Origin of the sequence: Pantoea sp. EKM101V, assembly GCF_011800325.1 — a bacterium.
Classification (GTDB): domain Bacteria; phylum Pseudomonadota; class Gammaproteobacteria; order Enterobacterales; family Enterobacteriaceae; genus Pantoea; species Pantoea anthophila.
The window spans coordinates 567557-580637 of sequence record NZ_JAALFP010000001.1 but is presented as its reverse complement, the minus strand read 5'-3'; the positions used below and the strand labels follow the sequence as shown (position 1 = coordinate 580637).

12 protein-coding genes are annotated in these 13081 nt (G+C 55.3%); 6 read left to right on the top strand and 6 right to left on the bottom strand.

The features are described 5' to 3' along the window. Positions 1 to 25 precede the first annotated feature (25 nt). Positions 26 to 2290, bottom strand: a complete 2265-nt coding sequence (gene katE / locus HFD92_RS02825) for a catalase HPII (RefSeq protein ID WP_046101753.1) — start codon at positions 2288 to 2290, stop codon at positions 26 to 28. A 386-nt stretch (positions 2291 to 2676) separates the two neighbouring features. Here katE and zinT point away from each other — a divergent pair, with 386 nt between their 5' ends. Next, complete coding sequence (gene zinT, locus HFD92_RS02820; RefSeq protein WP_369974594.1) at positions 2677 to 3327, top strand: metal-binding protein ZinT; 651 nt, start codon at positions 2677 to 2679, stop codon at positions 3325 to 3327. 79 nt (positions 3328 to 3406) lie between these two features. Here zinT and HFD92_RS02815 read toward each other — a convergent pair whose 3' ends face one another. Continuing rightward, positions 3407 to 3772, bottom strand: a complete 366-nt coding sequence (locus HFD92_RS02815; RefSeq protein WP_111207397.1) for an MmcQ/YjbR family DNA-binding protein — start codon at positions 3770 to 3772, stop codon at positions 3407 to 3409. Between the two features lie 101 nt (positions 3773 to 3873). Between HFD92_RS02815 and HFD92_RS02810 the strand changes: the two genes are divergently transcribed. Then, positions 3874 to 4878, top strand: coding sequence for a UV damage endonuclease UvsE (locus HFD92_RS02810; protein WP_111207395.1), 1005 nt, complete (start codon positions 3874 to 3876; stop codon positions 4876 to 4878). On the opposite strand, the gene HFD92_RS02805 is transcribed toward HFD92_RS02810, so the two are convergent. The 3 genes from HFD92_RS02805 to HFD92_RS02795 all read right to left on the bottom strand — a co-directional run bounded on the left by HFD92_RS02805 (position 4875) and on the right by HFD92_RS02795 (position 7193). After that, positions 4875 to 5738 (bottom strand): glucose 1-dehydrogenase, encoded by an 864-nt coding sequence (locus tag HFD92_RS02805; RefSeq protein WP_009090416.1) that lies wholly within the window; start codon positions 5736 to 5738, stop codon positions 4875 to 4877. The genes HFD92_RS02810 and HFD92_RS02805 overlap by 4 nt on opposite strands. 71 nt (positions 5739 to 5809) lie before the next feature. Continuing rightward, complete coding sequence (locus tag HFD92_RS02800) at positions 5810 to 6658, bottom strand: manganese catalase family protein (protein ID WP_167428248.1); 849 nt, start codon at positions 6656 to 6658, stop codon at positions 5810 to 5812. Positions 6659 to 6935: 277 nt separating this feature from the next. After that, positions 6936 to 7193: a biofilm development regulator YmgB/AriR family protein gene (locus HFD92_RS02795; RefSeq protein WP_033736266.1), complete on the bottom strand. Its 258-nt coding sequence runs from the start codon at positions 7191 to 7193 to the stop codon at positions 6936 to 6938. A gap of 550 nt (positions 7194 to 7743) precedes the next feature. On the opposite strand from HFD92_RS02795, the gene HFD92_RS02790 reads away from it, so the two are divergent. The 3 genes from HFD92_RS02790 (at position 7744) to umuC (ending at position 10308) form a co-directional block, all read left to right on the top strand. After that, positions 7744 to 7968, top strand: a complete 225-nt coding sequence (locus HFD92_RS02790; RefSeq protein ID WP_009090413.1) for a hypothetical protein — start codon at positions 7744 to 7746, stop codon at positions 7966 to 7968. Between the two features lie 649 nt (positions 7969 to 8617). Beyond that, positions 8618 to 9037, top strand: a complete 420-nt coding sequence (umuD, locus tag HFD92_RS02785) for a translesion error-prone DNA polymerase V autoproteolytic subunit (RefSeq protein WP_009090412.1) — start codon at positions 8618 to 8620, stop codon at positions 9035 to 9037. A 2-nt stretch (positions 9038 to 9039) separates the two neighbouring features. Continuing rightward, positions 9040 to 10308, top strand: a complete 1269-nt coding sequence (gene umuC / locus HFD92_RS02780; RefSeq protein ID WP_167428247.1) for a translesion error-prone DNA polymerase V subunit UmuC — start codon at positions 9040 to 9042, stop codon at positions 10306 to 10308. Positions 10309 to 10428: 120 nt separating this feature from the next. Here the strand turns inward: umuC and HFD92_RS02775 are convergent, their stop codons facing one another. After that, positions 10429 to 11310 carry a LysR family transcriptional regulator gene (locus HFD92_RS02775; RefSeq protein ID WP_046101760.1) on the bottom strand — a complete coding sequence of 294 codons (882 nt, stop codon included), beginning with the start codon at positions 11308 to 11310 and terminating at the stop codon, positions 10429 to 10431. Positions 11311 to 11656: 346 nt separating this feature from the next. On the opposite strand from HFD92_RS02775, the gene HFD92_RS02770 reads away from it, so the two are divergent. Beyond that, positions 11657 to 12898, top strand: coding sequence for an MFS transporter (locus tag HFD92_RS02770; protein WP_167428246.1), 1242 nt, complete (start codon positions 11657 to 11659; stop codon positions 12896 to 12898). Positions 12899 to 13081: the final 183 nt, after the last annotated feature.

Sequence of the window (13081 nt, the reverse complement as noted above, 5' to 3'; positions counted from 1 at the left end):
GCGGTTTTTTTATTCACTTAAGGCATCAGGCCGGAACAGACTGTGCCTTCTGGCTGCGGGACCAGACGCGGTGCGCTTTCATCGCCTGCGTAAATTCAGAGGTCAGGGCGCTTTCCGCCGAGTCACCCTGCACGATGCCTTCTTCCTGATCGCCATCACCCAGACCGAACTGCGCTTTGAAGCGGCGCGCGTCGCCCACCAGGCCAATGACCTTGAGGTGCTTGTAGGCTTCCAGCAGGAAGTAGCGGGCATCGCCACTTAACAGCAGCGCATCGATGTTGCCATCCGGTACGATCACCGCATCAAAGGTCAGCGAAGGCAGACCGGCGAAGGTGGCGTCGATCGGCAGTACAGAACCATCGTCGGCACGCACCTGGCCCATGTGCGGCGCCAGAAGTTTGGCGTGCACACCTTCCGCTTTCAGCGCCTGCAGGATCGCCAGCACACCGTCCGCTTTCACGCCGTCGCTCAGCAGCAGTGCAACCTGACGGCCTTTGATCTCGCCATCCGGCACGGCATAGAGGCTCAGGCTGTCATCTTTGGTCAGGCCGTTGACCGGTGCCGGCGGCTGGATATTGCGCTGCTCGTCGGTCAGGGCGATGCCCAGATTATCGGCCACACCCTGCGCCAGTTTGGTATCGATGCGCGCCAGATGATCCACCACGCGCTCACGAATATAGGCACGTCCTACTTTGCTCAGCTCAAACGAATAGGCACCGATGATGTGCTGCTGCTCAACCTCGGTCTGGCTCTGCCAGAACAGGCGCGGCTGGGCATAGTACTCGCCGAAGGAGGGGCTGCGCTCGCGCACCTTGTGGCCTTCGATCCGCTCCTGATAGCTCTCGAAACCGCCGCCTTTCGCCGCCGGTGGGGTTTCACGCGGCCAGTTGTCGTTGATCGAGTTCGGCTCGTAGTTAGCCGGGTTGGTGTCGATGTCCTGACGATGCATCCCCTGACGCTGGAAGTTATGGTAAGGGCAGGTCGGACGGTTAATCGGGATCTCGTGGAAGTTCGGGCCGCCCAGACGACTGATCTGCGTGTCGGTATAGGAGAACAGGCGACCCTGCAGCAGCGGATCGTTGGAAAAATCGAGCCCCGGCACGATATGACCCGGATGGAATGCCACCTGCTCGGTTTCGGCAAAGAAGTTGTCCGGGTTACGGTTCAGCACCATTTTGCCGACAATTTCAACCGGCACCAGCGCTTCCGGGATCAGTTTGGTGGCATCGAGAATGTCGAAGTCAAATTTGAACTCATCCTCTTCCGGGATCAGCTGCAGGCCCAGTTCATATTCCGGGAAATCGCCCGCTTCAATGGCTTCCCACAGATCGCGGCGGTGGAAGTCCGGATCGCGGCCGGTCAGTTTCTGCGACTCATCCCACAGCAGTGAGGCTTTACCGGCCACCGGCTTCCAGTGGAAGCGGACAAAGGTCGCTTTGCCTTCGGCGTTAATCAGGCGGAAGGTGTGAATCCCGAAGCCTTCCATGGTGCGATAGCTGCGCGGAATGCCGCGATCGGACATCGCCCAGATGACGTTGTGCATGGTTTCCGGCTGCAGGGAGACATAATCCCAGAAGGTGTCATGGGCGCTCTGGCCCTGCGGGATTTCATTGTGCGGCTCCGGCTTAACGGCGTGCACAAAGTCAGGGAATTTATGCGCATCCTGAATAAAGAACACCGGGGTGTTGTTACCGACCAGGTCAAACACGCCCTCTTCGGTATAGAACTTGGCGGCGAAACCGCGGATATCACGCACGGTATCGGCAGAGCCAGCACCCCCCTGTACGGTGGAGAAACGCACGAAAACCGGGGTGGTCTGATTCGGATCGCTGAGGAACTGAGCTTTGGTCAGATCTTTCAGTGAGCGGTAAGGCTGAAAGTAGCCGTGTGCCGCTGAGCCGCGTGCATGCACGATACGCTCAGGAATACGCTCATGGTCAAAGTGCGTGATCTTCTCACGCAGGATGAAGTCTTCCAGCAGGGTCGGACCACGCGTACCGGCTCGCAGGGAGTTCTGGTCGTTGGCGATGCGGGTGCCCTGATTGGTGGTCAGCGGCTGGTTCGTGCCGTTTTTACGGCTGGCTTCAAGCTGGTCGAGTTTAGCGTTGTGGGTCTGTGGCGCTTTCAGGCTGCCTGGGGCAGTAGGCTGCTTGCCTGGCGGAGTGGGTTCGGCGGGTGGCTGATGCGAACCATCTTTCGGTGCCAGCGAACCCAGACCCGGCTCTGATGACTCTGGTCCGGTAGTGGGCGCACGGTGGCTCAGGGGTTTCTTCTCAGTTTCTTTCGACATTAATCCATGCTCCGGCTGTTGTTTTATTTTCGACGACACTAAATATAGAACAACCTGAACAATGCTGAGGGTAAACGGGGCATTTAATCCGGATGGCTGCCGCTTTTTCGTCCGGCTGAAAACGCACGCTTATCTGCGGGTACGCCTCGTCGCTTCGTTTATTCACCCCCTGTGCCGTCTGGCTTATCGGCGCGTCAGTGCCCGCCCGCCAGGCCATCCGCTCTGTTTTCCCTCCGCCAGCCTGACCTGCCATCTCTCCCCGCTGAGGCGCTGAACCGGGGAGATAACCATAAACAGATTTAATGTTGATAAAGCGGCAAACGGGTTGAATATGGAAATGTTATATCATAACATTTCATTTTGTAACTTTTACTGAGGGTCAGGTTGTGGTGAATCATGCAGGTAAATGGATAGGGATCGTGGCGGCACTGTTAATCACGCAGCAGGTGCAGGCACACGGCAGTCACGCACATGGCAAACCGCTGTCAGCGCAGGAGCAGAAAGCCGCAGAAGGGGTCTTTGCTGACAGCGACGTGAAAGATCGTTCGCTTTCTGACTGGGATGGGCTGTGGCAGTCGGTCTATCCGCTGCTGCAGAGTGGCGAGCTGGATCCGGTCTGGCAGAAGAAAGCGCAGCAGGATCCCCATAAAACGGCCGCAGAATATAAAGAATATTATCGCAAAGGGTATGCCACCCGCGTCGATACCATCGGTATTGAAAATGGCGTCATGGAGTTTCACGTGGGCGACCAGGTCAGCGCCTGTCACTACCGCTATGACGGCTATAAAATCCTGACCTACAGCTCTGGCAAAAAAGGGGTGCGCTACCTCTTTACCTGTGAAGACGCGAACAGCCGCGCGCCAAAATATGTGCAGTTCAGCGACCACACGATCGGACCGCGTAAGTCTGCCCATTTCCATATCTTCACGGGCAACGACTCTCACCAGGCGCTGCTGGCGGAGATGGAGAACTGGCCGACCTATTATCCCTACCAGATGATGAATGCTGAGGTGGTGGAGGAGATGCTGCACCACTAAGCGCGGGGTAAGATGGCTCACGGGTGACGGCGGGTCGGGCTCCTGTCCGCCGTCCTTCTCCTGACCCGTGGCCGCGCTGTCAGCCCACCCAGACCGGGCGGCGCGAAGCGGGGATACCCATCACGACGCGGCGATAAGCCTCCTCCACCAGTTGCTGAATCAGGCCGGGCGAGAGGCCGTCACCGGGCGAGACCGTGATCCAGTGACGCTTATTCATGTGATAGCCGGGGGTAATAGAGGGGTAGATGACCCGGTGCAGCTCCGCCTGCTGCGGCTCGCATTTCAGCGTGATGATGGGCACCCCGCGCAGTTCGGTCAGCAGCAAAAACACTTTTCCACACACTTTATATACCTGATGTTTCGGCCCGAACGGATAGCTGCATTCGGCGGCGGGCAGCCGCTCCGCTGCGTCGATGGCGATGCACTGGATTTCATGGCCCTGCATAGCGTTTCTCCCTGTCACTCTATAGCCTGCCTCTGCGCCCCGCGACTGGCTGGTCGCCAAAGGCCTGTTACACTTCTGATAAGCATCAATCAGGAGCAGTCATGAAATTAGGCTTTGCATGTAAGTATCTCAACAGTGATGGCAAACAATTTTTCCCGTTTCGCGCCACCACCCGTAAACGGTTTCTGAGTTTATCGCATGATGAACGTTATCAGCTGGTCTATGAGATCAGCGTGACCAACCTGAATCATCTTTATCAGACGCTGGAGCAACTGGCTACCTTACCCGCGCCTCTCCGGATGATGCGTATCGGCAGCGATCTGCTGCCGCTTTACACCGTGCCCGAAGCCACACCGCTGTTTGCGGCGTTTCTGCCCGAACTCCATCCGCTGTTTGCCCGCTGTGGTGAACTGGCGCGGGCAAATGATATCCGGCTCTCCTTCCATCCGGGCCAGTACACCGTGCTGGCCTCCGATAATCCCGATGTGGTGACCCGCGCGCTGGAGGATGTGGAGTATCACACGCTCTGCGCTACGCTGATGGGCTACGGCAAACAGTTTCAGGATTTCAAAATCAACATCCATATGAACGGCAAGGCGGGGTTCGACGGATTTAAACGCGCCTTTGAGCAGCTCAGCCCGGAAGCGCAACGGATGCTGACGGTGGAGAATGATGAGATCTCCTGTTCGCTGGATGACGTGCTGCAGGCGGCACCGCTCTGTCCGGTGGTGCTGGATATTCACCATCACTGGGTAAAAGAGAGTGAGTTTATTCAGCCAGACGATCCGCGTGTTGCCCGCGTCATCGACTCCTGGCGCGGCGTGCGTCCGGTGCTGCACTACTCGATTTCGCAGGAGGGGATCATTCCGCCGCAGGGCTGGCCCGATCAGGCGGCGCTGGGGGTGAGCAAAAGCAAACTGCGGGCGCACTCTGACTACTTCTTTAACCCGACGCTGAATGGATGGGCGCTGTCGTTTCAGGATTTCGACATTATGTGCGAAGTGAAAATGAAGAATCTGGCGCGGGAACCGCTCTACGCCTGGGCGATAGCGCAGCAGCGGATAGCCGATCCCCTGGCAGAGTGTGCCAGGGAATCGTCCTGTTAAATAATCGCCACGCCGCCGGTGACGGCGATGGTTGCCCCTGAAATGTAACTGCCTTCGTCACTGGCCAGCATCACATAGGTGGGTGCCAGCTCAGCAGGCTGACCGGCCCGCTGCAGCGGCACCTCGCTGCCAAAGTTTTTCACCTGTTCAACCGGCATGGTTGAGGGGATCAGCGGCGTCCAGATAGGGCCGGGCGCGACCGCATTGGCGCGGATACCTTTTTCAGCCAGCAGAGCGGCCAGTCCGCCGGAGAAGTTGACGATGGCGGCTTTAGTGGCCGAATAGGCGAGCAGCTTCGGTTTTGGCTGATCGGCATTGATTGAGGCGGTGTTGATGATCGACCCGCCCGCCGGCATATGCCGGGTGGCGGCTTTGGTCAGGTAAAACATCGCGTAGAGGTTGGTTTTCATGGTGCGGTCAAACTCTTCATCGCTGATCTCATCCAGCGACATACGCGTCATCTGAAAGGCGGCGTTGTTGACCAGGATGTTAACCTCCCCGAACGCCTCTACGGCCCGATCGACCAGCGCATTACAGTGAGACGCCTCGGTAATATCGCCGGGCACCAGCACGGCTTTGCGACCGGCGGCCTCAACCAGCCGGGCCGTATCCTGCGCATCTTCATGTTCATCGAGATAGGAGATCAGCACATCGGCACCTTCACGGGCAAACGCAATGGCGACAGCCCGGCCAATGCCGGAGTCGCCACCGGTAATAATGGCTTTTTTACCCGTCAGGCGGCCTGATCCCTGATAGCTCTCTTCGCCATGATCGGGCTGCGGCTGCATCGCGGCAGTGCTACCTGGCCACGTCTGCTGCTGTTCGGCGAAAGGCGGTTGTGGACGCTGAGTGGATGACATGGCTATTCCTCCAGTAAAAGGGGCGAAACCTGTCAGGGCGTCACTCCCCGACAGGCGTGCAGCATGAGTGATTAAGGTTTCGGCGGCGTGATACCGTCAATCTGCTCTGCCTGGGCACCGGAACCCGGGCGGGCGTTACCGAGCAGCGGTTCGTCACCCAGAATATCGGGCTGCTGTTTCGCGCTGAACTGACCCTGACCATCGTAAGCCGGACCGCTGCTCCAGCGGCCTTCCGGCAGCGGTTTATCCAGTGAGGTGTTCAGGCAGTAGTAGGCGTGTTCCTGCGCCTCATTTTCCTGCGGGAAGCTGTTCGGGATCGGCAGCGAGGCGTTCAGTCCGCCCATCTCCTCAATCACCGCCAGCCACTGCTGCTGGTGCATGGTGTCCCTGGCGATCAGGAACGAGAGGAAATCCTTCATGCCTTTATCTTCGGTCATGTTGTAGAGACGGGTAGCCAGCACGCGACCGGTGGCCTCTGCGGTGACGTTGGCCAGCATATCCGCCGCAACGTTACCGGAGGCGTAGATGTGGCTCATGTCGAACGGCATCCCGTTGGCGTTCACCGGCATTGCGGCCAGGCCGGAAGAGAGAATATGGCGCGGGTTCATGCCACCCAGAATCGCATTGACCACCGGATCTTTCGCGGAGGCTTCCTGGTAAGAGAGGGGGGCACCTTCCAGATTAAGCGCCACGGCGTAGCCCAGCATTTCGATATGGCTCAGCTCTTCGGTGGCGGTTGAGATCAGCAGATCGCGAATCCGCACATCACCGCGTGCGCCCATTGCCTGGAAAAAGTATTGCATCGCTACACGAATTTCACCTTCGACGCCGCCGATCGCCTGCTGTAACAGCATGGCAAACTCTGGATCGGGTTTCTCTACACGAACCGGAAATTGAAGTTTTGATGAATGATGAAACATGATTATTTTCCTCGTCTGTGTTTGCAGGAGATGCAGAAAAAGCCTGGACACAGATATCGGATAAATAAAGCGAACCGAGAGCAATTAACCGCAATTGATGGTGAAATAAGCGGCAAAAATGGTTAAATCTGGCACGATATCTGGCTGTAAGAGAGGGCGGAAAAGAGGGGACAGAAAGGGGGGTTGCAGGACAAAAAAAGCCCCTTATCAGGGGCAGATTCCGGACAGGAAACGCATCCATGCTAATTCGCGTTCCATCGTAACAGACACAGGTTTTTTAGCTGGCGCTGGCTGCCGGCGCACGCTGCAGAACATGTTCAAGAGCCTGACGGTAAACGTCCTGTTTAACCACGTCACGCTCACTCTCCAGGCGGTTAATCAGGCCCAGCACGACATCTTTATCGGAAACGTGGGCTTTAGCACGGGCGAGTTCAGCATGGACAGCCGCGATAACCTGTTTTTCAGTCGTCAGTGTCTTGCCAGAGTTCATGAAGTAATCAGAAATCTGAGACTCTGTATTCATCGTAGGTTGCATGTCAGGCCTCATAAGAAATTGGGGGTTGATGCGTCGATTCAGATCCGGTGACCGGCAGACGCAAAAAAAATTGCATCTGAAGGTGGAAATCCACAACACCTTCAGATGCGGTGCAAAGCACCCTTCGTTACAAGTGATTTATCGTCACGCAGTAAAGTTATACAAGAATGAGAAACTTGTACAATGAAATCTGATAAAAGCGTACTGGTCGGAGGTGTTGGTGGGTTGAGTTTTCCGGGAAAATGGCAGGTTTTGTTCTTTTATGTGAGTAAATACAGTGGGTTAATTTATCATCCCGGCCAGCATTACGGGAAGGGTAAAGTACCCGTTTATTTTGCGACCACCCGGTAAAAACGTTACAACTGCCTTTTTTACGCCGTTTTTCTCCAGAAACCTGTACAGCCTGTACAGGTTTCTGCGGTGCACAGGATCAGCGTGCACCGCGGCTGCTGGAATCCTGACCGTCCGGCCGGTCAGGACGCATAATTCACTTCACACGCCGGAGGCAGAAGACTAAGGTTGACCCCTAATTCATCACAAGGAAACGATCATGGTTCACGACTATTTCGCGATACCGCCTGCGGGCATCACTCAGGAGCAACACAAACGTTCGGTCGCCGTGGCGGCTGCCCTGTCAGTGGCAAAAGAGTCCGTCAGCGCCTCGACCTCGGCTACCGGCTCTAAAGCCTCCTGGGATCTGCAGGCAGTGGCCAATGAAATTGGCAATCTGGCCGACGCGATTCAGGATGCGCTGGAGAGCGACAGCGCGGTTTAAACGCTGACGGCGAGGCCGCCGCCGCCGCTGAGACGGAAGAGAACAGGGCGGTGGCAGCGTCCCGCACAGCCTGCGATTGGTCGCTGTCGGGCACTGCCGGAAAGGGGGTATCTCATCGCCCCCGGCTCAGACTGAATAGCGTGGCAGAGCCTGTGATCTGCTTATTTCCTTTCTCCCGACCGCTCCGCTCTTCTTGTTTTTGCGCACGATCACTCTCTTATCTGACCTCTTTTCATTCCCGGAATGATTCAGCGCACGCGGCTGAACATTCTCTTTTTCTGCCTGCGATAAATGTCCTTCAGCCAGCGTCACCGCATTAAGGCTGTCGCGCGTTGCCGTTTAAAAAAGCGGAATAATCAGGCTGCGTTGCCTGTTTAAATGGCCGCCGGGCGTGATCCGATTGTGCTTAAGTTAAAAAGTCAGCGGGTGAATTTATAAGAAGAATGAATGTAAGTCGCTCTCAGCGTTATTTTATCGCTGCGGAGAAAATCATCTGATTTCGCTTAATATCGCGGCAGCCAGAAAGAAAGATTAAAAAAAGTGTGTGGTTGTCAGGCGCTTTACTTAAAAACACCTCGTTTCGCTTGATTAAAAGGGGGATTCAATATTACTGTATTTATATACAGTAATCCGGAAGAGGAGAACAATGATGGAATTTATCAAACCTGCGGACATACGCGCCGCAATGGCCTTGCCGCTCTATATCGAACGTGTCCCGTGCGGATTTCCCTCCCCGGCGCAGGACTATGTTGAACAGCGTATCGATCTGAATACCCTGATGGTACAGCACCCCAGCGCCACCTATTTTGTCCGGGTCAGCGGCGAATCGATGATAGAGGCGGGCATCAATGATGGTGACATGCTGGTGGTCGACAGCTCTCTCACCGCCGGGCATGGGGACATCGTGGTAGCCGCCGTCGACGGGGAATTTACCGTGAAACGCCTGCAGCTTCATCCCTGCCTGCAACTGATGCCGATGAACACCAAATTTAAGCCCATCGCCATCCAGACTGAAGATGTGCTGGAAGTGTTTGGCGTCGTCACCTTTGTGATTAAATCGACGCACTAAGCATGTTTGCGCTGGTGGATGTGAACTGCTTTTACGCGTCATGTGAAACAGTTTTCCGGCCCGATCTGAAAGGCAAGCCGGTTGTCGTGCTGTCGAATAACGACGGTTGTGTGATTGCACGCAGTGCTGAGGCAAAGAAACTCGGCATTAAAATGGGCGCTCCCTATTTTAAAATGCGTGAAGAGCTGATGCGTCACGCGGTACAGGTCTTCAGCTCAAATTACGCGCTCTATGCTGACATGAGCCATCGGGTGATGACCATACTGGAAGAGATGGCCCCATCGGTGGAGATCTACTCGGTTGATGAAGCCTTTATGGATCTCACCGGCGTGCAGAACGCTGTGGCGCTGGAGACGTTTGGTCAACAGGTCCGGGAACGGATACGTAAAGAGACCCATCTGACCGTGGGTGTCGGCATTGCACCGACGAAGACGCTGGCCAAACTGGCAAATTTTGCGGCTAAAAAGTGGACAAAAACCGGCGGGATTGTTGATCTGTCAAACCCCGAACGACAGAGAAAGCTGCTGGCGCTGATTAATGTCGCCGACGTCTGGGGTGTCGGGCACCGTATCAGTAAACGGCTCAACGCGATGGGCGTGATGACGGCAAAAGATCTGGCGGAGCAAAGTACCGATTTGATCCGCAGGCAATTCAGTGTGGTAATGGAACGTACCGTCAGAGAGCTACGCGGCGAATCCTGTCTGGATCTGGAACCGGACGAGCCTGATAAGCAGCAGATTATGTGTTCACGCTCATTCGGCTACCGCATCTCCGATTATCATCAGATGCGGGAAGCTGTCTGTGCCTATGCTGAGCGTGCGGCAGAAAAGCTGCGTCGCGAGAAGCAATATTGTCGTCAGGTCGGGGTCTTCGTACGCACCAGCCCGCATGCCGCTGATGAGCCTTTTTATGGCAACCAATCGACCGCCCAGCTTCTGATCCCGACTCACGACACCCGCGACATTATCCGTGTCGCGATGGCGTGTCTGGATAATATCTGGATTGAGGGCCATCGCTATATGAAGGCAGGGATTGTGCTGACGGATTTTTTCAGTCAGGGAGTGGCTCAGCTTGATCTCTTCGATGAACATCAGCCACGCCGAAATAGTGAAGAGCTGATGCAACTCATCGACAGGATTAACACGCGCGGTAGCGGGAAGCTGTGGTTTGCAGGTCAGGGCGTAAACAAAGCCTGGGCGATGAAGCGCGATATGTTGTCGCCTGCCTATACCACACGGGTAACGGATCTGCCTGTGGCGGCGCTTAAATAGAGACTCTCCTGTTTAGTTATGCGGTCCGCGTCGTAATGCCAGGCAAAAATGTCGGATAACCCCGCGACCCGATTTATTTCAGGTGCCTGGTAGTATGTACCTGATATTTATCTGATGCCCTTAGTCTCTGGCCCTGATTTCTTCGGCAAAACAGTGCTCCAGCGCCGTAATCACAGCCCTGATGCGTGCGACTTTTTGCAAATCGGGATGGAGCACCAGCCAGATATCAACCGGATCGCGTTTTTCAGGCAAAACCGGGATTAATTCCGGATCGCTGTTAGCTAAAAATGTTGAAAGCAGACCGATACCCATCCCGCGTTTAATAGCGGACTGCATCAGCAACTGCGTATTGCACTCCAGCACGACCTGCTGACTGTTAACTGTAAAGCCACACAGGTTTTGCCGATGACGTGGCACCCTGTCTGCCGGAAACATGACCAGCTGATGACCGCTTAATCCGTGTTCCTGATTCGGTGCTCCGAACCGATCCAGATAACGCTGGCTGGCATAGAGTCCCATCTCAATGGTCGCCAGGCGTTTAACGATTAACTCTTCTGAATCGGGGCGGGCACCACGAATGGCGATATCCGCGCCGCGGTATGAGATATCGGAGAAACCGATTCCGGTCAGCAGGGTTACGGTGATATCCGGATATTGTTCGCGCAGACGTTGAATGGCAGGCATGACAAATACAGTGGCAAGCGTGTCTGTGCTGGCGATGCGCACGTTACCTGCAAGGGTGTTATCGCCGCAGGCGGCTTTACGACTCATCGCCTGCATGGCACTTTCCATAGCCGTGGCTTCTGTCATCACCTGATCGCCAAACTCACTCAGCGTAAAGGCCCGGGGCGTGCGTATAAACAACCGCGAACCGAGTGCGCTTTCAAATGCGGCAATACGTCGTCCTACTGTCGCCTGGTCGACGTTCAATGATTTTGAAGCACCCCGCAACGTTTTTTGTCTCGCCAGCGCGAGGAAAAAACGGACATCATCCCAGTTCATCTCTTACCTTCTTCCTTAACATGAACACGTTCTTACCGCGGCAAGTGTCAATGTTCACGGATTCAATATCAATCTTTTAACGGCAGAATAACCTGCCGGTACGGCGTGACGTTTGTGACTCCATTCGTATCCTGACGACACAGGCTGCAGGTTTATCCCATGCTGCGTAGTCTTAAAGCCTGAGCATGTCTGGACCGATGTGACAAGCAGCATTATTGAAGCCCTGTGATGCAGTTATGGGGATGTACCGGTTCTCTGCCAGGCCCTATGATGCCCGCCTCTCATTACGCCCGAACGTCAATATGACCCGGTCATGCTTATGAAGCATGCGCTCAGGATAATAAACATGTCAGAAGTTAACCTCATGGCGGATAGTTCTCATCACGCCACTGTAAAGATGCGCACCTTATGCTTTATTGCACTGGCGCTGGTCGCTGCCTTATTAAACAGCAGTGCACCAACGCCGCTTTATCCCCTCTATCAGCAGCAGTTAGGTTTAACCGCTGTCAGCCTGACGATAATCTATGGTGCGTATGCGGGAGGGGTTTTAATTGCGTTATTCAGTGTGGGAAATCTTGCCGGTAAAGTGGCTGACCTGCGCAGTCTGATGATGCCTGCGCTGCTGGCCGTCTTTGCGGGTGCCTTGCTGTTTTCCCTGGCCGACTCGTTTGCCTGTCTGTTTATGGCACGTCTGCTGGCGGGCCTCGGAACCGGAGCATTAACCGGCGCAGCCAATATTGCTCTTTTGCGTTTTGGCCCGAAAGATGGTGGTAAAGCTGCAGCTCTGATCGCAACGCTCTCTTTCACAACCGGCCTGGCGCTGGGGCCCGTTTTCAGCGGCGTGGCGATTCAGACAGATTTCTACAGCCAGACGCTGCCGTTTGTACTGATTATGATGACGGCCGCGATCGCCCTTACTGGATTGCGCCTGAGCTGGCCAGCGCATCACCATGACCAGCCCAGGGTTGTGTCATCCTCGTCCGCCATCTCAGCGGATGCAGCACTAAAAACCGGACTGAAAGCGACGGGTATACGGTTTTTTCTGTGTGCAGGTGCGTTGTTTATGAGCTGGGCATTTGCCGCCAGCATTTTATCGATTGGACCGGCGGTCGCTGAGCATCTCCTCGACATTCATCGTCAGGGTGTGTATGGCTATGTAATAGCAGTCTATTTGGTGGTCGCTGGTATCAGCCAGATTTTAAGCCGCCGGATTAGCGCTCGCACCTCTCTCGCGGCAGGCTGTCTTACTCAGGTCATTTCTATCCTGTTTTTTACCTGGGCTATCAGCACTCACTCTTTAACAGGGGCATGTGCCGGACTGCTCGTGGCCGGATATTCTTATGGTGCGATTTTTGTGGGAAGCGCGACACTGGTCAATATGATCTCCCCAGCGTCCAGTCACGCAAAACTGATTTCACTGTTTTACGTCATTGCCTATATCGCTAACTGGGTGCCTGTGCTGTTAGGTGCGGTGGTGGATCACGCCAGCCTGAATCTGGCCATTGATCTGCTGTTCAGCGTCGGTGCGTTTATCTGTTTACTGCTGAGCATCACGGTGTTCTGGATAAAAATGGAAAAACGCGACTAATCTTCAGCCATCAGGCGTAGTCTGATGGCTGCCGTGACGGCCATTACCGGCTGTTGCGCCTCATTTCCTGCAGCCTTGCCGCTTTTTATCGGAGGCGTATAACGCACTGTCGTGCTGACCATCTGTACTTGTTGCCTGCGCCTGCGCTAGAATCCCCGGTTGATTTGACCGAAATGCACCTCT

Bases quoted from the DNA above. Each gene is read 5' to 3' on its own strand.
- HFD92_RS02775 (WP_046101760.1), bottom strand. From the start codon at position 11,310: ATGAACTGGGATGATGTCCGTTTTTTCCTCGCGCTGGCGAGACAAAAA.
- HFD92_RS02790 (WP_009090413.1), top strand. From the start codon at position 7,744: ATGGTTCACGACTATTTCGCGATACCGCCTGCGGGCATCACTCAGGAG.
- HFD92_RS02805 (WP_009090416.1), bottom strand. From the start codon at position 5,738: ATGTCATCCACTCAGCGTCCACAACCGCCTTTCGCCGAACAGCAGCAG.
- umuC (WP_167428247.1), top strand. From the start codon at position 9,040: ATGTTTGCGCTGGTGGATGTGAACTGCTTTTACGCGTCATGTGAAACA.
- HFD92_RS02770 (WP_167428246.1), top strand. From the start codon at position 11,657: ATGTCAGAAGTTAACCTCATGGCGGATAGTTCTCATCACGCCACTGTA.
- katE (WP_046101753.1), bottom strand. From the start codon at position 2,290: ATGTCGAAAGAAACTGAGAAGAAACCCCTGAGCCACCGTGCGCCCACT.
- umuD (WP_009090412.1), top strand. From the start codon at position 8,618: ATGGAATTTATCAAACCTGCGGACATACGCGCCGCAATGGCCTTGCCG.
- HFD92_RS02810 (WP_111207395.1), top strand. From the start codon at position 3,874: ATGAAATTAGGCTTTGCATGTAAGTATCTCAACAGTGATGGCAAACAA.
- HFD92_RS02800 (WP_167428248.1), bottom strand. From the start codon at position 6,658: ATGTTTCATCATTCATCAAAACTTCAATTTCCGGTTCGTGTAGAGAAA.
- HFD92_RS02815 (WP_111207397.1), bottom strand. From the start codon at position 3,772: ATGCAGGGCCATGAAATCCAGTGCATCGCCATCGACGCAGCGGAGCGG.
- HFD92_RS02795 (WP_033736266.1), bottom strand. From the start codon at position 7,193: ATGCAACCTACGATGAATACAGAGTCTCAGATTTCTGATTACTTCATG.